The sequence below is a fragment of the Bartonella sp. SL317 genome (assembly GCF_059687655.1).
The window spans coordinates 1212235-1236538 of sequence record NZ_CM185144.1; the positions used below are offsets into that span (position 1 = coordinate 1212235).

The window sequence follows — 24304 nt, forward strand, 5'->3', positions numbered from 1 at the left end:
AAATACTAATCTTTAAAATTGCTTATTCTTTACAGATGTTTTTACAAATCTTTTGCATAATATTTATAACGATGAGAGTGATAGCCGATTGTAAATATCATTATACTTGTATTTAAGTTTTAGGTTTTGAATCTCTTTATTTTAAATAAATGCTTTTAGAAAAAACAGATTATGTAGGTGTATATTATAATAATAATTTGTCGTATTTTATATTGAATGTAAGAGTCCAAATCATTTTTTTATACATTCCGAGGGTGGGGATAAAAGCGACAGAGAAAGAAAGGCTCTTATTAAATCGTATTTTAAATGCAAGGGATGTTGCAACATTAGGGGAAAGTGTATGGTGGTTTTATCTATAGCACGATCTTTAAATTTTGATCTGAATGAGATGAGTGTAGAGAAATGAAAAGCACCATATTTCTTTTAATTTGATAGAGAGCAATATCTTTTAACAAGAGCATAGCTATAAGAAAGAAACACTTAAATTGTGAAAATCCGCTTTGGTTTAAATAAACTTTTGTCGAGAGTGCCAATAGCAAGAAATTGTTCCTTATAGAGGAGACAAACCTCTTCTTCATCAAAAAGTGTTGTATGAGCACATAAAGGAATAGAATGTCCTCTCATAACTTTCTGTGCTTGGGTTTCAGTAAGCGGATAATGAGGGAGACAATCTAATGCAGCTCCCGTTTCAATGAGAAGTTCATCGAGTGTTGAGAAGTCTTTTTCAAAAAAACGCTCATTTTCATCTGTGGTATTTTTATTGAGCGATATTGCTGTTTTTAGTTCATCCCATGTAATGAGATCCTCTTCATCAAAAGGAGCAACGGCAATACGTCTTAAGTCAGCGATATGCCCATAGCATCCCAAATCCCGTCCCATATCACGTGCTAGCGAGCGTACATAAGTTCCTTTTCCGCAAGTTATTTCAAAGACAGAGCACTCTTTGCTAGGCATTTCTATTAATTTAAAAGTTTCTATTTCCACTTCACGAGGCGCAATTTCAACGACTTCCCCTTCACGGGCGAGATCATAGGCACGATTTCCAGCAATTTTGATGGCTGAAAATTGTGGAGGTGTTTGCAAAATAATACCAGTATATTGAGGAAGAAGAGCAAGTATTTCTTCTTGTGTTGGACGTTTGAAAGATGTTTTCGTTATTTCTCCTTCTAGATCATCTGTTGAACGCTCTTGCCCCCAAGCAATATGAAAACGGTAAGTTTTTTTGCCTTGCATCACGTAAGGAACAGTTTTGGTTGCTTCACCCAAAGCAATGGGAAGAAGACCAGAAGCAAGAGGATCAAGCGTCCCAGCATGTCCTGCTTTTTGTGCATGAAAGAGCCATTTGATTTGTGAGACAGCTTCTGTTGATTTCATTCCTTTTGGTTTATCAAATATGACCCAACCAGAAACAGGACGCCCTTTTTTCTTGCGTTGCCGTGCCATTTCTTTAATCCTCATCTTTATCACGATGAAGATCGCGCGCAACCTCAGGCGATCGGAGGAGGGCATCAATTTTTGAAAAGTTATCAAAACTATTATCAAGTCTAAAACGCAGCTCTGGCATATATTTCATTTGTCGCAATGCATGACTAATTTCTCCACGGAGAAAACGGCTATTTTTATTAAGAGTATCAACAACATCAGTATGAGAAGCATCTTTAAGCGTGCTGAGAGGTGATACAAAGCAAGTAGCAATTTTTAAATCTGGTGACATGCGTACTTCAGAAACAGAAATGACAATATTTTTTAAAACATCATCAAGCAAAATATTACGCTGTAGTATATGCGCGACTGCATGACGTACCTGCTCTGCTACTCTAAGCTGCCGTTGTGATGGCCCTGCATTTCTCATCGAAGCTTTACCCTTACTCCAAGCTCTCTTTTTTGACCATCCAAATAAGGAAAAAAGAGACACAGTGTATAGAATTTCAATAACTTTACTCTGTTTTAAAATGAGCAAAGTTATTGGATTATTTTATAATGTGCGATTAATATGTTCGATACGGAAGGTCTCAATGATGTCTCCTGCACGCATATCTTCATAATTTTCAAAGGCTATTCCGCATTCTTGACCACTCTGCACTTCATTGACTTCATCTTTAAAGCGTTTGAGTGTTTTTAATTTTCCCTCGTGAATAACGATATTATCGCGGATAAGGCGAACACCGGCTCCTCGTTCTATTTTACCTTCTGTAACACGACATCCAGCAACTTTTCCGATTTTTGTAATGTTAAAGACTTCTAGAATTTCGGCATTACCAAGGAAAGTTTCACGCTGTTCTGGTGAGAGCAACCCAGACATAGCCGCTTTGATATCATCCACAAGATCATAAATGATGTTATAATAACGAATTTCAATTCCTTGTGTTTTAGCAAAATCACGCGCTTGTTTATTGGCGCGAACATTAAACCCAATGACAGCTGAGTTAGAAGCTTCGGCAAGAGAAATATCACTTTCGGTAATTCCTCCCGCACCAGAATGTACAACACGTGCACGAACCTCATCATTTCCTAGTTTTTCCAATGCTGAAGCGATTGCTTCAATGGATCCTTGCACATCTCCTTTGATAATAAGAGAAAATTCCTTAACACCAGTCGTTTGCAATTTTGTCATCATCTGTTCAAGAGAACCACGCGAACCGGTTTGTCGAGCAACAGCTTTATCCCGCGCTAATCGCTGACGGTATTCAGAAATTTCGCGTGCTTTTGCTTCATGCGTGACAACAGCAAAACGGTCTCCAGCTTGGGGTGTTCCTTGCATGCCTAAAATTTCAATTGGTGTAGAGGGAACAGCTTCTTTGACATGGCGACCATGATCATCAATCAAAGCACGCACACGCCCCCATTCATTTCCTGCAACGATAATATCAGAAGGATGCAATGTCCCTTTTTGAACAAGAACGGTTGCAACAGATCCACGTCCGCGATCCAATTTAGCTTCAATGACAACGCCCTCTGCAGTTCGATGAGGATTTGCTTTCAGATCAAGCATTTCAGCTTGAAGAAGGATAGCATCAAGAAGTTTATCAAGGTTTTGACCCGTTTTAGCAGAAACTTCAACGTCCAAAGTTTCACCCCCCATTGTTTCAACAAATACTTCGTGTTGTAGAAGCTCTGTACGTACTTTTTGTGCATTCGCAGCTGGTTTATCAATTTTGTTGATTGCAACAATAATAGGCACACCAGCAGCTTTAGCATGATTAATTGATTCAATTGTTTGCGGCATGACACTATCATCAGCGGCGACAACGAGAACTGCAATATCGGTAACACGAGCTCCACGGGCACGCATAGCCGTAAATGCAGCATGTCCCGGTGTATCAATAAAGGTAATTTTTTGACCGTTTTGTTCTACTTGATAGGCCCCAATATGCTGGGTGATACCACCCGCTTCACCAGAAACAACATTGGCTTTGCGAATAGCATCTAGAAGAGAAGTTTTTCCGTGGTCAACATGGCCCATAATAGTTACAACAGGGGGACGTTGCTGCATGTTTTGGGGATTATCTGTTATGTTAAAGATACCTTCCTCTACGTCAGATTCTAAAACACGTTTCACTGTATGGCCAAATTCAACAGCGATGAGTTCGGCAACATCTGCATCAATAACATCGCCAGGCTTCATCATGTGTCCTTGTTTCATCAAGAATTTAATGACATCAACGGAACGCTCCGTCATACGTTGTGCGAGCTCTTGAATGGTAATTGTTTCAGGAAGAACAACTTCACGAGAAATTTTTTCTCTTGGTTCTTGGTTTTGTGCACGCTTAAACTTTTCTTGTCTGCGTCGCATTGCAGCCATTGAGCGTCCACGCGCACTTCCTTCTTCGTCCAGTGCACTATTAAGAGTTAGTTTTCCACGGCGCCGTTCATCAGCTCCTTTGACAACTTTTGGTGCACGTATTTCTGATTTACCAGGATTAGCACGACGGCTATGGTTATACCGCTCCTCCTCTTTATCTTCATCTATTTTGCGCTTTTCAATCGCTGTTGTATTTTTAGGCGCAACAGGAATCTTTACCTGTTCAATGAGAGGGGGTTCAGAGAGAACAGGTGAAATGTGTACCGGCTGTTTTTCTTCTTCTTGTTTGTGTTGTATTTCTTTTTCTTTAATTTCTTTCTGTAAAATTTCTTCACGCTCTTTAGCACGTTTTGCTTCTTCTTCGGCTTTTTCTCGCGTTATTCTTTCTTGGATATGTGCTTCTTCTAACGCGCGAAGTCTCGCTTCCATTTCAGCCGATGAAAGATTACTTTTAGCGACAGATTCTTGAGGTTTTTTTCCCTCAAAACGCGGTTTAGTGCGCTGGGAGGCTACATGCGGCTTTGTAATGGGCTGAAGGGTTTCAGTTTTTTCATCAGGTCGCGTAATTTTACGTCGTTTGGTTTCGACAACGACAGCCTTCGTACGGCCATGGCTAAAATTTTGTTTGACCGTGCTTGTTTCCAAGGCAGACCGCTTGAGAGTTAGTGTCTTCTTGCCTGTTATTTTGTCGTTGTTATTTTCACTCATTGTACTTCCTTCACGGCTTGAGCCGTCATCTCACCGAGCTTACTATCTTTGATATCACGATAGCTGATCAATTTATATGTTGTTTTGAGAAATCCTTCAGCAGCCTTTGTGTCCAATAAGGCTGCATGCATGACAGGATTAGAGCCAAAAGCCACGCGCATTTCATCACTTGTAAATAAAGATATGGTTTTTATTGTCCGATTTGTTTGTTGTTGTATTGTATGGATAGCTTGTGCAATTTTTCGTTTTCCATCTTCTGTTGTTTCTTTAGCATGAAGTACAAGAATAACTTGACCGGAGCGGATAGCAGCGTCAACCTTCATTGCTCCCATGACAACAGCTCCCGCTTTTCTTGCCAAAGAAAGGCTTGAAAGAGCTGCTTTGAGTAGAAGCGTATCAACAATATGCGCAAGATTAGGTACAACCTCAACATCTGTTTTAAAATTTTTATGAAAAGCTTTCTGTTTGATCGCTCTCTCAATAACAGAGTGATGGGCAGAAACCCAAACGCCACGCCCTGGTAAATTCGCTTTAAGATCAGGAACAATTTGATTATTGGGACCAACAACAAAACGGATCAGCGTTTGTGCTGAAGCATTTTGTCTGGTCACAATGCAAGTTCGTTCATTCATTTAAAGTGTATCCACATCCAAATCATCTGTTTTTTCATTTTCTGCAGAATTTTCATCTTCTACAGGACTTTCTGTAACAAGATCAGCCGGATCTATCCAGCCTGCTTGTACACGTGCGGCTAAAACCATAGCTTCTGCATCCGCGCGTGTAATGTCAAAGGGGGTTAAAATACCAGAAAAATTCTTTGTTTGACCTTCTTTGCGTTCTCTCCAACCAGCCAAATCATCAACGGCATAGCCTGCAAAATCTTCTATTGTTTTTACACCATCCTCACCTACAGCAACCAGCATAGCACTTGTCATTCCAGGAAGTGTTCGTAATTCGTCAGAAACGCCAAGATTTTTGCGTTTTTCATCAAGTTCTTTTTCTTTATGATCGAGATATTCGCGCGCCCGATTTTGAATTTCAGCAGCGGTATCATGGTCAAAACCATCAATGGAAGCAATTTCCTCAAGATTAATATAGGCGATTTCTTCAATAGAAGAAAAACCTTCTGATGCCATAACTTGTCCGATCATTTCGTCAACCTCTAAGGCTTCCATAAACAATTTACTTCGTTCAGTAAATTCTTTTTGACGATTTTCAGATTCTTCCTTTTCAGTTAAAATATCAATGTTCCATCCTGTTAGTTGCGAAGCTAAACGAACATTTTGTCCCCGTCGTCCAATAGCAAGGCTAAGTTGGTCATCCGGCACAATAACTTCAATCCGTTCAGCATCTTCATCAAGGATGATTTTAGAAACTTCAGCAGGTTGCAATGCATTAACAACAAATGTTGCAGCATCAGGCGACCAAGGAATAATATCAATTTTTTCGCCTTGTAACTCTGCAACAACAGCTTGTACACGGCTTCCTCGCATTCCCACACATGCGCCAACAGGGTCAATGGAACCATCGCGTGAAACAACAGCGATTTTGGCTCGTGAACCTGGATCACGAGCAACCGATTTTATTTCTATAATACCATCATAAATTTCTGGAACTTCCATGGTAAAAAGTTTGACCATAAATTGAGGATGTGTGCGTGAAAGGAAAATTTGTGGTCCACGTGTTTCACGGTGTACATCATTGACAAAGGCACGAATACGATCTCCATAGCGGAAGGATTCACGGGGGATTAATTCATCACGGCGTACAATAGCTTCACCACGTCCTAAATCAACGATAACATTCCCATATTCCACACGCTTGACTGTACCAGAAATAATTTCACCAACTTTATTTTTAAATTCTTCATATTGCTGATCACGCTCTGCGTCGCGTACTTTTTGTACAATAACCTGTTTAGCAGATTGTGCTGCGATACGTCCAAAATCCATAGGAGGTAAAGGATCAGCAAAAAAATCACCAATTTTTGCTTCTGCTTGACGTCTGAGCGCATCTGACAAAGTAATTTCCGTTGTATAGTCTTCAACGACATCAACGATTTTAAGCAGGCGTTGTAATTTAATTTCACCTGTTTTGACATTGATTTCAGCACGGATATTAGTTTCTTGACCATAACGAGAACGTGCTGCTTTTTGAATCGCATCAGCCATTGCAGAAATGACAATTTCACGGTCGATTGACTTTTCACGTGCAACAGCATCTGCAATTTGCAGAATTTCAAGCCTGTTAGCGCTTGTAGCCATCAATTTTCTCCTTCTTTGTGCCACACGACGGGTATTCCCCAGTGATATTATTTTTTGGAATTGAGCGTCTGTATTGAGTCGGTAGGATTATCTTCGTCAATGAGTTGTTGACTTAAATCTTTATTTTTTTTCAATGCATCGCGAATAAGCTCATCGGTAAGCACTAAATGCGCATTCATGATATCACAAAAGGAAATAGAGGTATACATGGCTTCTCCGTAAGCAGCTTTATCAGTATTTAAAATAAGTCCATCTTTCGTGATATTGGTAAGTGTTCCACGAAATTTTCGACGCCCATCAATGGCTATTTTGGTTTCAATTTTTGCAAGATGCCCCTGCCAATGAAAAAAATCAGATTTTCTTACCAATGGACGATCAATCCCAGGGGATGAAATTTCTAAATGATATTTGCGTTCAATCACATTTTCCACATCAAGGAGAGGGGAAACAGTTCGACTAACAGTTTCACAATCTTCTACGGTCAGAGAACCATCAGCCCGTTCAACCATAATTTGAAGTGTTAAACCATTTTGTCCAAGAAGCTTTACACGAACCAAACGAAACCCTAAAGGTTTCAGCAGTGGCATGACAAGAGTCCCAACCCGTGCTTCAATACCATCTTCTTCAAACAGGCGAGGTTCGTCAAGATTGCTTATTTTTTCCGTTTCGTTCATACATTTTATCCACGTTATTTTCATCAGTTTTATGATATTAAAAAAGAGCGGGTCCAACGACCCACTCTTCATCATAAGACCAAGAATTTAGCTATTAATACTCGTAAATTCAAAATTTTTCAAGTTGTTTATGAGAAAAGCATTTTATCGTTTATTTCTTGCTAAAGGTAAGGTAGGCAGGCGTTCGTCCTTCGCGCAAAGCTTTTGCTTCATAGCGGGTTCCTCTCCATAGCGGATAAGGGGTTTTCCAGTCTTGGGGGCTTTCTGCTTTCCACTCAAAGTGATCATGATGTGCACAATGATAAAGGGTCCAGTTTATATAACTGTCTATATCGCTAGCAAAACGAAAATTTTTCCCTACTTTAAGAACGCGAGCAAAACGGTTAAGATTTTTTATGTTGATGAAACGTCGTTTCCAGTGTTTCTTTTTCGGCCAAGGATCAGGATAGAAAAGATCTATTCCATCAAGCGAGTTATCCGGAAGCCAATCAAGCAGGCGTGTAGCATCATCATTATAGAGGCGAAGATGATTTTGATAGTGTGTATGCTGTTCAAGGGACAACAATATTTTAGCCATGCCATTGATAAAGGGCTCGATGCCGATAAAACCGGTTTGTGGAAAATATTCCATTTCATGGAGTAAATGTTCACCGCCACCAAAGCCGATTTCAAGTCGAATTTCTTTTACTTTACTCGTAAATAAGGATGTAAGGTTTAGGGGAGGAGGGACATTTAAATCAATATTCAAATTGGGCAGAAGTATTTTCAGACGTGCAAGTTGACTGTTTCGTAGCTGCTTTCCTTGTCGGCGTCCAAAAAAGGCTTCACTTTTGCGTGTATTATACTTAATCATGGTATTTTGATCATTGTTTGAAGCGTTTTCACGAGATCAGTTTTTTCCCATGAAAATGAACCATCATGCTTTGGCTTTCGCCCAAAGTGACCGTAAGCAGCTGTTTTTGTGTAGATTGGTTTATTAAGATCAAGATGTTTTCGAATTCCAGTAGGGGAAAGGTCCATTATTTTGCGAATAGCCGCTTCAATAATCTTCTCATCGACTTTTCCTGTTCCATGAAGGTTAAGATAAATCGATAAAGGTTGTGCAATACCAATTGCATAGGAGAGTTGAATGGTGCATCGTTCTGCTAAATGAGCCGCAACAATATTTTTAGCAAGATAACGTGCTGCATAGGCTGCGGAACGATCAACTTTTGTTGTATCTTTTCCTGAAAATGCACCGCCTCCATGGGGAGCTGCACCTCCGTAAGTGTCCACGATAATTTTACGTCCTGTTAATCCGGCATCGCTTTGCGGACCACCAATGACAAATTTTCCTGTTGGATTAATATACCAACGACATTGAGCTGAAATAGGGATATCATGTAAAGCTTGACGAATATAAGGTTCAATTACTGTAAAGACTTTATTGGAATCCCAACTTTCATCGAGGTGCTGCGTTGAAAGAACGATAGATGTCACCTCTATTGGTTTTCCGCCTTTATAGCGTATGGTTATTTGGCTTTTAGCATCTGGTCCTAATTTTCCAGTTTCGCCTTCTCCTTTATGGCGGGCTGCGGCAAGAAGTTTGAGAATCTTATGCGCATAATAAATTGGTGCAGGCATGAGGTCAGGCGTTTCACGGCAAGCATATCCAAACATGATACCTTGATCACCTGCTCCTTCTTCACCATTCCGATCTGTAGCATTATCAACACCTCTTGCAATGTCAGCGGATTGAGGGCGTAAAAGAACATCAATTTTCACAGTTTTCCAATGGAATCCTGCTTGTTCATAGCCAATGGAACGAATAGCACGGCGCGCTGCTGTACGAAAACGCGTAGGATTAATGAGAGGAAAGCCAGTCTCATCATAGATAAATTCTTTATTTTTATCTTTTTTTAAGAGTGTATTAGGAACACGCACTTCACCGGCGATAACAACACGGTTGACACTGACGAGAGTTTCACAAGCAACACGGACTAACCACGGATCAGTACCAGTCTTTTGTGCTTCTTTATAGATCATATCAACAATTTCATCGGAGATACGATCACAGATTTTATCAGGATGCCCTTCCGATACCGATTCGCTCGTAAAAAGATAATCTTGATGCGGCATAGGAACTCCTTCAAAAAAGAAAACCAACAATTCAACTAATTACCTACTAAAGCTGCTACGGTTTACCGAAACCACAGCAACTCGACAATGCAAATTTATATGAATAAGAAAGAAAAGATATAATTTTAATTTTATAGCTTATTTGTCAAATCTTCCTCAGAAAGTGCTTTTGCCAAGTCAATGATTTTTCGACGCACTTTAGCATCAGATATATTTGTAAAAGCCCGCATGAGCTGAATACCTTCGCTACTAGAACAAAAGTCCATAAAATTGTGATCACTTTCAGCAAAACCTTCTACTGGTTGAGAGGTAAGTCCCTTATCAAAAAAGTAAGAAACAGGAACATCCATAATTTCTGCTATTGCTTGAAGGCGACTAGCACCAATACGGTTTGTTCCTTTTTCATATTTTTGGATTTGCTGAAAAGTAATGCCTAATTTTTCACCTAGTTTTTCTTGAGTAAGTCCTAAAATATTACGACGTAAACGGATACGAGTTCCAACATAGATATCTATAGGGTCAGGTTTTTTTCTAGTTTCGGTCATAATGCAACTCTTTATTTCCAGCACTTTTCTTCTAAGCCAACATCAGATTTATACGAAGTTGATTTATCATATAATTAAATAATTATGTAATATTTTTCCCAATATTACTGGTACACGCAACATAATACCGTACAAGGAGAACTTGAATCATTTAAGTTGTTTTGTAAACCGAAAACCAATATAACACAATAGCATAAGGATGAATAAGATAAAAGTAGAGAAAGTTCTACATGTATTGTTTCCTATAGGGATAATGGGTGATGGAATCGGTAAGTCAATAATGCCCACAGCATTTTGTTGAAGAGCTGCAACGATTCGTCCATAAGAATCAATAACAGCTGATATTCCATTATTCGCTGCTCGTATGAGTGGGATACCTAATTCAATAGCACGAAGCTGTGCTTGTTGAAGATGTTGATAAGGTCCTGGTGTTACACCAAACCATGCATCATTTGTAACATTAATGATTGCTTGAGGCGGTAAGCCTTTAAAAGTCATTTCATGGGGAAATATTGCTTCATAACAAATCAAGGGTAAATAAGAAAATCCGTTTGGCATTGTAACAGTTGTACGCACATGTGCAGCACTATATCCACCAATATTATCAGCGAGAATATGCAAACCAATTTTTTTCAATAAATTCTGATAGGGAAGATACTCACCAAAAGGGACCAAATGAAGTTTATCGGAAGTGTATAAAATATCACCTTCAGCATTAATGACAGCAATTGTATTAAAATATTGTGTTTGGGAATGAGGGGGATCATCACTAGCGCGTACAGCTCCGATAATAGCCCATTGTTTAGGTTTTAAAAGAGAAGCAATGTGCATCGTGATAGGTGAGTTATCATAGAGAAGGTAAGGAACGGATGCTTCAGGCCAGACGATAAAATCAGGTTCTGGATTTTGACCAGTTATTGGTGTTGCACTCAGATTCATATGTGCTTCCAACATAGCTTCTCGTGTATTATCGCGCAATTTTATATTTTGTGGGATAGAAGGTTGAACAATGCGCACCCAATAATGATTTTTGGAATCATCAGTTATGTTTTTTGCTGTATGGAGACGATAAAACCCAAAACCACAGTGAATGAATATAAGTGATAAGCAAAGAGAAAGAGCAACCTTCTTTTTTTCATTTGTTAATAAAACTGTTGGCAAACTGTAGGTTAAGACAGCAAGAATATTCATCCCGTAAAGTCCCACAATTGCATCAGATTGCATGAACATCGGGGTTGGCATGGCTGTATAGCCAAGAGCATTCCATGGAAATCCTGTAAATAAGAACGCACGTAACCACTCGGCTAATCCTAGAGCAAAGGCTAAAACAAAAAAACGTGCTATTCCTTTTGTCCATAATAAACCAACAATGAAACCAGAAAAAAACCAATAAAGAGAAAGGTAGAGAGGAGGAAATACAATGGCTAGTGGTACGGCCCAACCAAAAGAATCTGGATCTGCCAACAAAGCATTGCAGAGCCACCAAAGTCCGCAAATAAAATAACTAAAACCAAATGTTCCACAACTTAAAGCATAGGTAAAAAAATATTTTTTATTTTTTGGGGAGGGACGTATTGAGTCGAGTAAAACAATAAAAATAGGAAAAGTTAGAAAGCAAAGAGGTGTTAAATAAAAGGGTGGAAGTGCAAAGGAAGTAAGAGCACCACATAGAAATATCCATGCCTGTCTCTTCCAGCCGGTAACAGAGATCAAAAAAACGATGAAATTATTTAAAGGCGCTCGACTATTCTTTAGGGATGGCATTGTTTTCAAGATTCTCATTTTCTGGAATGCGAAAAATGCGCAACCGCTTAATTCGGCGTTTATCAGCTTCTAAAATACGGAATTTATAGCCAGGGACAGCTTCGATAACTTCACCTTTTGCAGGAATACGATCAAGAATGGAGACAATTAAACCACCAATAGTATCAACCTCATCACCATATTCCCCTACAATAAAATCAGGTCCAAGAGCTTTTTCTACATCTTCTAGTTCGGTTCTTGCATCAACGAGCCATTTATTGTTGTGTTCGCGTACGATAGCATTGTCAACATTATCATGTTCATCTTCAATATCACCAACGACCAACTCAACAATATCCTCCATTGAAACGAGACCATCTGTTCCCCCATGTTCATCAATAACTAAAGCCATTTGTGTTCGTGTGGTTTGCATCCGTGTTAAGAGTTTGCTTGCAAGCATAGAACTGGGAACAAAGAGAACGGTTCGGATCAAATCTAATTCACCGATTGGGGTATGTAAATCTGTATGTTTTAATTGCTGTTCGTTTTTTGTTGGACTGATAATAAAGCAAGACATATAGTTCAAAATATCGCGGATATGGATCATGCCGCGCGGATCATCTAAAGTTTCAGCATAAACAGGTATGCGAGAATGACCAAATTTTGCGAAACATTTAAGGGCTTCTCCAAGAGAAGTGTTTATTTCTAATGCTTTGATTTCAGAACGAGGTATCATAACATCATCCACACGTGCTTCACGCAAGCGTAAAATATTATGCAACATAGTACGTTCTTCAGGTGAGAAGAGGGCAGTATCTTTTTCATTGTTAGTTGCAAGTGCAACGGTAAGATTATCGCGCAGTGATGTAGGTGCACAATTACGACCCCGTAAGAATGAAAACAAATGATTTATCAGGGAATATTTTTCTGTATGATTCGTCTGTTGAGAGGGATCTTTTTCATTATTAGAAGAAGTTTGACGACTATTTTGTGTATTTGTTTTGTTTGTCATGGTTTTGCAATCTTCTAAACTTTCTTTTTATAACAGGTGAATGAAGGGCTTTAATTGGTATGCTCGTAACATTGATTTTAAAAGTTAAATTTTATCATTTATAGATAATTCAGTATAAGGATCTTTTATGGAGAGCTTTTGTAGAATTTCTCTTTCAAGCGTTTCCATTTGATGTGCTTCATCATCGGTTTTATGGTCATAGCCAAGCAGATGCAAGACACCATGAACGATCATATGTGTTAAATGGTCTTGAAATATTTTTCCTTGTTTTTCTGCTTCGAGAACAACAGTTTCTCGCGCGATGATAACATCACCCATCATGGGGCCAGGAGGATTTCCAGCTTTAATTGGAAAAGCAGGAAAGGACAATACATTGGTAGATTTGTTTTTACCACGCCATTGTGCATTGATTTGTGCCATATGTTCATCATCCGTAAAAAGCAGGCTAATCTCGCTTACAACATTTTCCAATGAGACATGATGCATTGTCGTCGTTAATGCTTTTTCGGTGATATTATAAAGCATTTTCTCATCATTCCACCCTGCGCTTTTAACCATTATATCAATAGTAATCATGATCAATCAAATTCATTTTTTAATGTATTGCACGCGAGTGATTTTTTTTTATTTTGTATTTCAGAATCACGATCATAGGCATGAACGATAGCAGCAACAAGCGGGTGGCGTACAACATCTTTTTCATCAAAACGCACAATTGCAATATTTTCTACATTTGAAAGAATACGGATTGCTTCAATGAGACCTGATTTTTGGCCTATAGGCAAATCAATTTGGCTTACATCACCGGTAATAATCATACGTGTTCCTTCTCCAAGACGTGTGAGGAACATCTTCATTTGCATCGGTGTGGTATTTTGTGCCTCATCGAGAATAACGGCAGCATGGGCAAGCGTTCGCCCGCGCATAAAGGCAAGAGGAGCAATTTCTATGACACCAGAAGTTAAAATGCGTTCTATTTTTTCAGCAGGCATCATATCATAAAGAGCATCATAAAGTGGTCGTAAATAGGGGTCGACTTTTTCTTTGAGATCACCGGGAAGGAAACCCAGATGTTCTCCAGCTTCAACAGCAGGACGTGAGAGAATAATTCGCTCAATGATACCACGTTCTAGAAGCATTGCAGCATGAGCAACAGCAAGATATGTTTTTCCTGTTCCTGCTGGTCCTACACCAAATACAAGTTCAGTATGCTCCATCGCGCGTATATAAGCATCTTGTGTTGGAGTCCTTGCATGAATAATTTTTTTATGGGTACTCAACTTTGCTGGTATGGATTTCGGTACAGATTTTTTTGTTATTGTATCTTCTTTCTGCTTTTGTGGTATACTCGCCATAGCAATTACCCCTTTTATATCTGATAAAGCGAGCTCTTGATGTGTTTTGGCACGTTCATAAAGCTGCTGCAATATATATTGCGCACGTTTTATAACAGAAATATTTCCATGGATTAAGACTTCATTACCACGCGGATGAATACTAAGGCCGAGTTTTTTTTCTATATAAGCGAGATTTTCATCAAATTTACCAAAAACCACTTTTGCATATTTATTATTTTCGAAAATTAAAATAACTTGACTCGTATCTGAAGCGCTTTCTTGGTCCAAAGGATCAATTTTTTTTATGTCAGCATTTATTTTTTCAGTTGAAGCTTTCAGCCTATTCTCCATATCTATATAAATATTACATATTTTTCTGAGTAAACTTTATAAAAGACAAGTTTTCTTTCATAAAAATTCATATTTTAGATTTAATCATTTCCTTTAAAAATAAAAGAGTTTTCCAAAATATTTATTATGAACAAGGTTTTATAGGCATATTTATTTACTTGTCACTTCACCGACAAAACTGTTTGAGCTTGTATTTTTAATATGAATTTCTATCACACTACCTGTAGAGGCTTCTGTATCCACAACCACAGGTAAAAGCCAAGGAGACCGCCCCACCATTTGCCCTGAGTGACGCCCAGGTTTTTCAATAAGAACATCCGTTTTTTGACCAACCTTAGAACGCAAAAATGCATTTTGTTGCTCAAGAAGAAGGACTTGTAAATGTTGAAGACGAGCATCTTTTACAGATTCATCAACATGATTTTTCATTGTGGCTCCTACGGTTCCAGGACGGGGGGAATATTTAAAGGAATAAGCTGAACTGTATTGTACGTGTTGAATAAGTTTAATGGTTTCTTCAAAGTCTTCATCTGTTTCTCCTGGAAACCCTACAATAAAGTCGCCTGAAAAGGCAATATCCGGTCGTGCAGCGCGAATTTTTTCGATAATATGAAGATAATGAGCGCTTTTATGTTGACGGTTCATGGCTTTTAAGATGCGATCTGAACCGGATTGTACAGGCAGATGCAGGTAAGGCATTAACATATCAAGATCTCGATGTGCGGCAATAAGGCTATCATCCATGTCACGCGGGTGGCTGGTTGTATAACGCAGACGCTTTAAACCATCGAGTTTTGCAAGATGATAAAGAAGATCGCCAAGACGCCAAGTTTTACCATCAGCACTTTGTCCATGCCAACCATTAACATTTTGTCCAAGAAGCGTAATTTCTTTAACACCCGCTTCAATGAGTTGACGGGCTTCTTCGGTAATTTGTTCGACAGAGCGCGATATTTCAGCACCGCGTGTGTAAGGAACAACACAAAAAGTGCAAAATTTATCACACCCTTCCTGGACTGTTAAAAAGGCGCTAACACCCCGCTTTCTGACTGCACGTTTATTATGCGGCGGTAAATGAGCAAATTTATCTTCAACAGCATAATCCGTTTCGATAATTTTTTTGCCTTGTTTGGTTTTTTCTAATAATTCTGGCAAACGGTGATACATTTGCGGACCAATAACAAGATCCACTATTGGAGCCCGACGCAAAATTTCACTTCCCTCAGCTTGTGCAACACAACCTGTTACACCAACTGTCAATGGTTTATCAGGTGCTCGTTCTTGACGCATAACACGCAAGCGACCCAAATCAGAATAGAGTTTTTCTGCTGCTTTTTCGCGAATATGACAGGTATTAACAAGAATAAGATCGGCATCATTGGGTGTTTGTGTTGTCACATAGCCTTGAGCACTGAGACTATCAGTCATTCGTTGGCTATCGTAAACATTCATTTGACACCCATAGGTCTTGATAAAAACCTTTTTAGGAGCAACAGGAGGCGTATTTTTAGGATTTACTTTATTCATAGTATCTGTCTAAATGTTTTTTACATAAATCTCAATCTATTTGCTTAAAAGTTTTTTGCATAATGATTGCATCACCGCGACCATTTTTTGACGGATAGTAGGCAAGACGTTTAGAAATTTTTTGAAATTCGAAGCGTTTATAAAGATGTAAAGCAGAAAGGTTTGTGGATTCAACTTCCAAGAATAATTTTATAGCGTGCTTATCGCGAAGATAGCGAAGTGTATGATCGATAAGCAAAGTACCCATTCCTTGTTGACGATGATGAGGATGGACTGCAATTGTGATGATCTCTGCTTCATCAAGAATGAGACGGGATAGGCAAAAGCCTACAATTTGATCAGATTGATCAATGAGAAAGACTTTGTATCCAAAGATAGAGTGATCTGTTAAAAAGTTATCAAAAGCTTGTTTTCCCCAAGCAGGGGTAAAACAATATTGATGAATTTGGTGGAGAGAAACACTATCATTAACGTGTAGTGGAGCAATTCCAAAATGCTTTTTTGTCAATGAAACTTCGGACATATTTTATTTTCTTGGTAAAGCAAAATTGGTTTGTTGTTTTGCATCAGCACTGCGTAGATAGAGGGGACGAGGTGAGTTTTGTGGTTGTTTGTTTGCAGCAAGATAAGCATAGTTCACAATATCTGCTGCTTCGCAAGGGATTTTTTCTAGGATAATTTTTTCGTTTATTTTATAGTTTTTGATGTTCTCCATAACGATATCAGCCGCTGGACCAGTCAGTTGGGTTTTGTGGGGTAAGTCTTCGAGGATATTTTCAAGTGTTTTTAGTCTTGGTTCTCCCAAAGGAGTGAGATCATGATGGAAATTTTGATGGTAGAATCTCTCTCTTCCTGCTTCAATGACAACAGTAATTGCTGATGCAGTATTTGTACGGGTTGTAACTTGTGCTGCTAAAGCTTCAAGTGCACTCACTCCAATAGCTGGTACTTCAAGTGCTAATGCCAAAGCGCGTGCTGTAGCAACACCAACACGGACACCAGTAAACGATCCAGGTCCAACATTGACAGCAATACGCTCAACTTGATCAAGTGTCATATGAGTTTGTGTCATTATTTGTGTAATCTGCCCAATAAGTCTTTCAGCATGCCCTTTATTCATGCGCTCATTGATATGCGCAAGAACAGACTTATGATGAACGAGCGCAACAGCACAATAAATTGAAGCAGTATCGATAGCAAGAATAAGCATAAAATATTTTAATTGAATAAGACAATAAACAAAAGCTCTGTTGTATTTTAATCTTTTGTATCGTTGTATAGTTCATTTGTAAGAAAGTTGCTAGTACCAGTGAGAAACAATTTATAGAATAGGATAAGATGTTGATTTGATTCTTATTTATTTTTGTTATTAATATATCGATTTTGTACACGCTGTAAGATTCTAATTATACCCTTCATGGGGAATAGGGGCGTAAAAGGGAGTTGATGTGTCTTAAGAGTTTTTTTACCAGTATGTAAATGAGCAGCTTACATATGCTTTATTCTGTTTTGGGTGTTTTGCTTTTCGTAAGCGTTTTGACCTTATTAAAAAGTATATTTTGTCAATTTTTGATAAAAATTTTAGCTTTATGAAAGCAATGATGAAAGAAATTATATTATTTTTATGTATAATGTATTTTGATCTTCCTCTATTGCAAATCATTATGGCTTGAAAAGCCAGTTTGATAATCCTCATTGCATATCGAATATCACGGCTCTTCCAATTTTTCGTGTAGAATAATGGGCAATTTTCTTAAGTTTTATTGGTTTTATGAAAGAGCTGATTCAACATTGGTGTGTCTCTGGAGTAATTGTATGGTTATGCTCCGTTGAAAAAAGAAATAATAATATTTTAAAATCTTATATGATTTAGATCGTTCAATTGTATCATGATAAGGCTACAAATACCGAGAATAATTATGGAGCAGATTGAAGTAAAAATAACGCGCCATCCTGTTTTTTTTAATGAGTGTATATCAACGCCTAATCCTAATGCGGCCATTGAAATGACCGTGAACAATTGAGTAATAAATTTAATAGAACTGAGAGCTGTTTCAGGAATAAGACCACTTGAGCGGATCAGCATCATCGTAATAAAACCAATAATAAACCAAGGAACGAGAGTGCCTAAGCGAAAGTGTATTTGTTCTGATCTGTGATAGATGAGTGATAGGGCAAAAATAACAGGACCTAACATGAGAACGCGTACTAATTTAACAACAGTTGCAATTTGAACGCTGGCAAGAGAGACAGATGCGGTTGCTGCCAAAACTTGTGGTACAGCGTAAACCACCATGCCGGCAAGTATACCATATTGGTTAAATGATAAATTTAAAAGTGGATGTGCAAAAGGGAGACATAAAATAATAAGAATCCCCAAAAGAGCCGTAAAAGCAATTGATGCAGCAATCTCTTCATGTTTTGCTTTAATGACAGGGGCAACGGCAACAATGGCGGAGTTCCCACAAATAGCATTTCCGCAAGAAACCAGCATTGCCAAATGCTTAGAAAGACCGAAAACGCGACCGATGATAAAGCTTAAAATAATGGTTACAAATATAACGAATACAATGCTTGCAAGCAAACGCCAATCAGCGGAAAGCACAGCATGAATGCTAATGATTGTTCCTAAAAGAACAATAGCAACTTCAAGAAGTGTTTTGGCACAAAAAGTTATACCTTTTTGAAAATATGTTGGCATCGCAAGACAATTACGGATAACAGATCCTAAGAGAATTGCTAAAACAAGACTTTCAAGCCATGCTTGCCCAAAAAGCTGTTTTTCTAAAACTTCTAAACCATATGCTAAAGCTGATATAAGTAAACATACTAAAATACCAGGGAAAAAGTCGTTTAGAAGTGAGAGGTTTTTCTTCAGTATTTGAATATTCCTCATTATTAAAGAATTAAAGATTTAAATAAAAAACTTTTATAGGTTTGTTCTTGCTTGTACGGCTGCCGCTAAAGTGCCATCATCAAGATAATCGAGCTCGCCTCCTACAGGAACGCCATGAGCAAGTCGCGTAATTTTAACTGAAAAATTGGAAAGCTGATCGGTTATGTAGTGAGCGGTTGTTTGTCCTTCAACAGTTGCATTGACAGCAAGAATAACCTCCGTAATTGGGTTTTGTTCAACACGTTGTATTAAGGTGGCAATGTTGAGTTCGTCAGGACCTATTCCATCTAAAGGGGAGAGTCGTCCGCCTAATACATGATAACGTGCTGCTAAAGTTTTTGCGCGTTCAAGAGCCCACAGATCAGCAATGTCCTCCACAACAATGATTGTGGTATCATCACGTCGCGAATCTGTACAAATTGAACAAGGATTAATGGTATCGACATTTCCACAAACAGAACAAATGCCGACTTTTTCTATAGCGCCTTGTATTGCTGCTCCTAAAGGCTCCAGCAAAGTTTCCTTTTTTTTATAAGATGAAGTGCAGCACGACGCGCTGAACGTGGACCAAGACCTGGTATACGTGCTAAAATCTGAATGAGACGTTCAATCTCAGGTCCTGCAATGTATTTAGACATATTTTTATCTCACGGAAAAAATCCGATTCATTAAAATGGAAGTTTGAAACCTGATGGGAGTGGTAGTCCTGCTGTTATGCTTTTGGTTTTTTCTTCTATCAGGTTTTCAACTTTTGCTCTTGCTTCATTATAAGCTGCCATAACGAGGTCTTCAAGAATCTCAGCTTCTTCAGGATTGAGTAATGAAGGATCAATTTGAATTGCTGTTATAACATTTCTGCCATTTAAAGTAATCTCGACAAGACCACCCCCTGCAGCACCCATAGCTTGTATATTAGCCATTTCCGCTTGCATTTTTTGCATTTTTTCTTGCATGTCTTTGGTTTTTTTCATCATACTCATCATTTCACGCATAGGTATAGGTATCCTTATTCATCATTGTTATCATTTTCAAAGAGATCTGTATTTTTAAGTGTATAGGGGGGTAAATCAAGACCATTTTCTTCTTTATTGAGCCGAATATCGACAATTTTTGCTTCTGGGAAATGGTTGAGGATTTTCGCGATATCAGGATCTGTCTCTGCATTGGAAAAAAGAGTCTTTTGCATCGCGATACTTTCTTCTTGTAAGGTTGGACCGCCTCCTTCATTAACAAAAATTATCACATAGCGTTTTTCAGCCCATTGAGAGATCTTTTTTTCGATATCATGAGCAAGAAATTGAGGGGTATTTTCAGAAAGTCTTAAGGTAATATGCCCATTTTCAAAAGAAACAGGATGAACAAATTCTTTAACAAGGAGTTTGAAAGGCACGTCATTATGCTGTTCGGCTAATTTAACAATATCGTGTAAAGAATTAATCACGAGAGTTTTAGGTTCAGTAACCTCTCCTGTTGTTTGTGTGACAGAATGCGATAAAGTTGCATTCTTTTCAGAAAGATCAGTAGATTGAGAAGTCTCAAGAGTTTCTGTTATTTCAGGGGCGTTGGTGCCTTCAAGAGTTTTACTTTTAACGAAATCCTCTGGTTTTAAGGAGTGGTCTAATTGGTCTTTCAAAGATGTCGTTAAATCTGTTTTGTTTGGTAATGCATTTGAAACGTTTGAGGAGGCAGGGACATCAATTGTTGTTTCTTTTGTTATATTATTTGGACTTATTGATTCTTGATGAGAGGGGTTTGCAACAAACGTGAGAGGTGTTTTTTCTTGCGTAAGCTTTTTTAAAGCTTCATCAAGAGTGGGGAGATCAGCTGTGTGAGCAAGACGAATTAAAAGCATTTCAGTTGCTTGAAGTGGCCGTGCAGTTTGATTAACTTCTTGTAAGCCTTTGAGTAACATTTGCCAGTTTCGAGATAAAACAGGAACGGAAAGTTTTTTTGAAAAGTCTAAGCTTCTCAGACGTTGCTCTTCAGTCAGTGAAAAATCTTCCACTATTTCTGGTGTAAAACGTAAACGTGTAACCAGATGATTAAAATCAGCTAATTCTGTCAATATCGTAAGAGGATCAGCGCCTGCATCATATTGATTGCGTAATTCATGTAATGCATGGACAACATTACCCTTCATGATAAATTCAAAAAGATCAATAATACGTGCTTGATCTGCTAATCCTAGCATTGTACGCACTGCAGTGGCATTAACATTGCCATTGCTATGGGCAATGGCTTGATCAAAAATGGATAATGCATCACGGACAGAGCCTTCTGCGGCACGAACAATCATAGAGAGTGCTTGATCTTCTACTTCGACCTTTTCATATTGCGCAATTTGGCGCAAATGCGCACTCAAAGCTTTTGATTCAATCCGTCGTAAATCGAAACGTTGACAACGCGAAAGAATGGTAATAGGAACTTTGCGAATTTCTGTTGTGGCAAAAATAAACTTTACATGGGACGGTGGCTCTTCAAGAGTTTTCAACAAACCATTAAAGGCCTGCGTTGAGAGCATATGAACTTCATCGATAATATAAACCTTATAGCGCGCAGAAACAGGACGATAGCGTATTTGTTCAATAATTTCACGAATATCGTCAATGCCCGTATGAGAAGCGGCATCCATTTCTATAACATCAATATGACGTCCTTCTATAATCTGTGTGCAATGTTCACCAAGGGAGTCTAATAAAGTTGTTGGTTGATCAATATCTTTTGTTTTATAATTGAGCGCACGTGCCAAAATGCGTGCTGTTGTCGTTTTACCTACGCCGCGAATCCCTGTTAACATCCACGCTTGGGCAATACGACCTTTTTCAAAGGCATTGGTGAGAGTACGCACCATAGCTTCCTGACCAATGAGGTCAGAGAAGTTTTGAGGCCGATATTTACGAGCAAGAACACGATAGGCTGTTTCTACCGGTGCGTTTTCCATGAATGTTTCCAACTTCGAAGTTCTTCATGCGCACATTTTGATCATACACAAAGCATAGGTCAATAGTGCACTCTCATATAAAAGGATTTTTTCTCAATCAAATTATCTTTTATGGGATCATTGGCTAAAAAATGACAAAATCCGTTTACTTGCTGCACAAAAATGCCACTCTAAAGGTTAAATATATGCTAAAAGGTAGCACGAAATAACCTCTTCAGCAAAATAGGAGGCCGGCACGATGACCCGTACCAGAACTCGTTGGGGCTGCTTCTTTCCAGACCTGACCCAGTTGGCGAGTAGTTCGTCCACCACCAACCTCCCAAGTTTATATTGTCGATTTGGCATGAAAAATCAAGCTCAGAAACGAAAAATATCATAAGAACGAGAAATAATTTTTCTTTACGTTTAATTTAGGACATATAAACAACAAAGAAGACAAAGAAATACCATTTTCCACAGTAGAGTAGTCTTCAGATGATATTCAGTATAAAATATTTGCTTCGTTTAAAGTAATCAGGACGCATGATTACGTTCATTTTTCAAACCTGTAAGAGTTTTAGGGTAGATATTTCTGTTCTAAAATTACGAAATTAAGTCATGAAAAATTTGCAATAAAAAAAGCAAATAAAGCATAGAGATCACGCATGCGTTAAAGTAAGGAAGTTAGATGAAGAGTGCTGTTTTATGGATAATTTAAAATATTGATTGAATGATATTATTCCCTTATGCAAAATAGAGCACTCCAAACAGAACTTGATGTTATCTATTCATATATTTTTTAAGAAATATTTTTCTATGCTTCTAACACTATTTTACAACATTGCTCGTAAATAGTATACATACTGCCCTGAAGTGTAAACCCAGTGTAAATCTATTGTGCATTACCATCTGATTAATAATATAAAAATAGCTGGTCCCCTCATACTATTTACAACTCCCAATGTTGTGATCTCTTGCATTTTAAAGGATTTATAAGAGGCATTTTTATCTTTTTTCAATCGTTTTGACTCATACATCGCTTCCATTTATAGCTTTAAATAAAGAGATTTTTTCATAAGAAGAGAAAAGCGAGATAAACGGCTTCATATGCTTGAATGAATATGATTTAAAATAGAATTTAGTTTTTAGCACGAATAGCTCTGAAAAATGTGGTGCGGGTTGTCTGTATAGATCACAGTACGCGGTTATATGTTGGAATAGCTCTGTTCATTTTTCTAAGTCATTATATTGAGTAAAATGATAAACACACCTAATTTAAAAAATGTTACTATTCTTCTTAGTCTAAATGGTTTGTGTAAATGCATTTTATGATGCTTTAAGATGAATCTATTACGAAGGTAGAGCTTGTTTTACTGATTCAAAAATTAGCTTGATGGTAAAGAATACAGAACAATTTAAATTGCTACAAAAATTCTTTAACCATTTACTTTCTATCTCAATAAAAACTCTTCTCAAAATCCAGTTTTAATAATTCATCATGTGTTTGATTTTTAAAAAACTAAAAAGCAAGATAATTGGCTGAAACTTAGCTGTTGATGAGAAATATTATTAATCATAATCTCCTGTATCACAGTTTGTTCCAATAACTTTTTCCTTCGTAATATTTTTAAAAATATAATTCCCTGATGAAGGAAAGCTGACCTGAAGAGATTTTATATTTTTCAATGTAAAGATCTTCTTTTCTTTATCATGGGTTATTTTTTCATCATCATCCGCAACAATTTTCAATTTGTCTAAATCTGAAGGAACAGAGTACGATAAAGTAAAGGATACCTTTTTCGGATTAAATACCTCGCAAGAATATTCAGCTCCTTGATGGACGATATCGGAGGGGATAATCGTAACACTTTCATCTGGCGCAAAATCCCACTCTCTCTCGCCAAATCCAGCAAACGCAACACTAGAGCATGCGAGAATATTGGCAGCTAATAACCCTTGCGTGAAGATTTTTTTCATTATCCTCTCCTTTTTTCTTAAAGCTTAATGAAGCATAAATCAGTTTTTATAAATAGGAAAGTTCAAACGTCATACAAAGAATATGATTAAATGGCGAATATGATTAAAGGACATCTTATAGTTTTATAAAAAGAACGTTAAAAATCCGCTGAATTCAAGAGATTTGAATGATTTATCCTCTCAAATGTACTCTGATGATAAGTTGAGTTGTCTTTATGAGCTAATTTAGAAGTTCGTTATTTTTATTGGAATAAACTGCTATAGGAAATGAGATGTTTTCTGAAAGATATTTCTTTGTGAATGATAAAAAATGGAAAATATAAGTGCTTTCATTTTCGCTTATTGTTTTTCTTTACAGAGCTCTTTGTATGCGTTGAATTGCTATTTATCATAATGTCATGTGTTAAAAACATTATCGAAGTGATTTTAT

Annotated in this window: 20 protein-coding genes, 1 other RNA gene and 1 pseudogene; all 22 read right to left on the reverse strand. The window is 37.8% G+C overall.

The window, feature by feature from the left end; all coding sequences use genetic code 11:
* Positions 1 to 480 precede the first annotated feature (480 nt).
* On the reverse strand, positions 481 to 1443 hold the full coding sequence (truB, locus tag AC6ER9_RS05090) for a tRNA pseudouridine(55) synthase TruB (RefSeq protein ID WP_497073728.1): 963 nt from the start codon (positions 1441 to 1443) through the stop codon (positions 481 to 483).
* A gap of 4 nt (positions 1444 to 1447) precedes the next feature.
* Complete coding sequence (gene rbfA / locus AC6ER9_RS05095; RefSeq protein ID WP_497073729.1) at positions 1448 to 1852, reverse strand: 30S ribosome-binding factor RbfA; 405 nt, start codon at positions 1850 to 1852, stop codon at positions 1448 to 1450.
* Between the two features lie 123 nt (positions 1853 to 1975).
* Entirely contained in the window at positions 1976 to 4510 is a 2535-nt protein-coding gene (gene infB / locus AC6ER9_RS05100; RefSeq protein WP_497073730.1) for a translation initiation factor IF-2, read from the reverse strand.
* Entirely contained in the window at positions 4507 to 5142 is a 636-nt protein-coding gene (locus tag AC6ER9_RS05105; protein WP_497073731.1) for an RNA-binding protein, read from the reverse strand. Before AC6ER9_RS05105 ends, infB begins: the two co-directional genes overlap by 4 nt.
* On the reverse strand, positions 5143 to 6774 hold the full coding sequence (gene nusA / locus AC6ER9_RS05110) for a transcription termination factor NusA (protein WP_497073732.1): 1632 nt from the start codon (positions 6772 to 6774) through the stop codon (positions 5143 to 5145).
* 47 nt (positions 6775 to 6821) lie between these two features.
* Positions 6822 to 7472, reverse strand: coding sequence for a ribosome maturation factor RimP (rimP, locus tag AC6ER9_RS05115; protein ID WP_497075287.1), 651 nt, complete (start codon positions 7470 to 7472; stop codon positions 6822 to 6824).
* A 127-nt stretch (positions 7473 to 7599) separates the two neighbouring features.
* Positions 7600 to 8301 carry a tRNA (guanine(46)-N(7))-methyltransferase TrmB gene (locus tag AC6ER9_RS05120; RefSeq protein WP_497073733.1) on the reverse strand — a complete coding sequence of 234 codons (702 nt, stop codon included), beginning with the start codon at positions 8299 to 8301 and terminating at the stop codon, positions 7600 to 7602.
* The gene (metK, locus tag AC6ER9_RS05125) at positions 8298 to 9566 is read right to left on the reverse strand and encodes a methionine adenosyltransferase (RefSeq protein ID WP_497073734.1); all 1269 of its coding nucleotides are present in this window, start codon (positions 9564 to 9566) and stop codon (positions 8298 to 8300) included. Before metK ends, AC6ER9_RS05120 begins: the two co-directional genes overlap by 4 nt.
* Positions 9567 to 9697: 131 nt before the next feature.
* Positions 9698 to 10111, reverse strand: a complete 414-nt coding sequence (locus tag AC6ER9_RS05130) for a helix-turn-helix domain-containing protein (RefSeq protein ID WP_497073735.1) — start codon at positions 10109 to 10111, stop codon at positions 9698 to 9700.
* Between the two features lie 147 nt (positions 10112 to 10258).
* On the reverse strand, positions 10259 to 11893 hold the full coding sequence (gene lnt, locus AC6ER9_RS05135; RefSeq protein ID WP_497073736.1) for an apolipoprotein N-acyltransferase: 1635 nt from the start codon (positions 11891 to 11893) through the stop codon (positions 10259 to 10261).
* Positions 11856 to 12866 carry a hemolysin family protein gene (locus tag AC6ER9_RS05140; RefSeq protein WP_497073737.1) on the reverse strand — a complete coding sequence of 337 codons (1011 nt, stop codon included), beginning with the start codon at positions 12864 to 12866 and terminating at the stop codon, positions 11856 to 11858. Before AC6ER9_RS05140 ends, lnt begins: the two co-directional genes overlap by 38 nt.
* Before the next feature lie 84 nt (positions 12867 to 12950).
* A complete protein-coding gene (gene ybeY, locus AC6ER9_RS05145) occupies positions 12951 to 13442 on the reverse strand; it encodes an rRNA maturation RNase YbeY (RefSeq protein ID WP_497073738.1) in 492 nt (163 codons plus the stop codon).
* Between the two features lie 2 nt (positions 13443 to 13444).
* Positions 13445 to 14542: a PhoH family protein gene (locus tag AC6ER9_RS05150; protein ID WP_497075288.1), complete on the reverse strand. Its 1098-nt coding sequence runs from the start codon at positions 14540 to 14542 to the stop codon at positions 13445 to 13447.
* A 162-nt stretch (positions 14543 to 14704) separates the two neighbouring features.
* Positions 14705 to 16081 (reverse strand): tRNA (N6-isopentenyl adenosine(37)-C2)-methylthiotransferase MiaB, encoded by a 1377-nt coding sequence (gene miaB / locus AC6ER9_RS05155; RefSeq protein ID WP_497073739.1) that lies wholly within the window; start codon positions 16079 to 16081, stop codon positions 14705 to 14707.
* A gap of 31 nt (positions 16082 to 16112) precedes the next feature.
* Positions 16113 to 16604 carry a ribosomal protein S18-alanine N-acetyltransferase gene (gene rimI / locus AC6ER9_RS05160; RefSeq protein ID WP_497073740.1) on the reverse strand — a complete coding sequence of 164 codons (492 nt, stop codon included), beginning with the start codon at positions 16602 to 16604 and terminating at the stop codon, positions 16113 to 16115.
* Between the two features lie 3 nt (positions 16605 to 16607).
* Positions 16608 to 17291, reverse strand: coding sequence for a tRNA (adenosine(37)-N6)-threonylcarbamoyltransferase complex dimerization subunit type 1 TsaB (gene tsaB, locus AC6ER9_RS05165; protein WP_497073741.1), 684 nt, complete (start codon positions 17289 to 17291; stop codon positions 16608 to 16610).
* Between the two features lie 642 nt (positions 17292 to 17933).
* The gene (locus AC6ER9_RS05170) at positions 17934 to 18962 is read right to left on the reverse strand and encodes a YeiH family protein (protein ID WP_497075289.1); all 1029 of its coding nucleotides are present in this window, start codon (positions 18960 to 18962) and stop codon (positions 17934 to 17936) included.
* Positions 18963 to 19010: 48 nt separating this feature from the next.
* Positions 19011 to 19615 (reverse strand): annotated as a pseudogene (recR, locus tag AC6ER9_RS05175) (recombination mediator RecR).
* Positions 19616 to 19645: 30 nt separating this feature from the next.
* Positions 19646 to 19969, reverse strand: coding sequence for a YbaB/EbfC family nucleoid-associated protein (locus AC6ER9_RS05180; protein ID WP_497073742.1), 324 nt, complete (start codon positions 19967 to 19969; stop codon positions 19646 to 19648).
* A 14-nt stretch (positions 19970 to 19983) separates the two neighbouring features.
* A complete protein-coding gene (locus AC6ER9_RS05185) occupies positions 19984 to 21918 on the reverse strand; it encodes a DNA polymerase III subunit gamma/tau (RefSeq protein ID WP_497073743.1) in 1935 nt (644 codons plus the stop codon).
* Positions 21919 to 22140: 222 nt separating this feature from the next.
* An RNA gene (gene ffs / locus AC6ER9_RS05190) (signal recognition particle sRNA small type) lies at positions 22141 to 22238 on the reverse strand.
* A 1228-nt stretch (positions 22239 to 23466) separates the two neighbouring features.
* Entirely contained in the window at positions 23467 to 23874 is a 408-nt protein-coding gene (locus AC6ER9_RS05195) for a hypothetical protein (RefSeq protein WP_497073744.1), read from the reverse strand.
* Between the last annotated feature and the right edge of the window lie 430 nt (positions 23875 to 24304).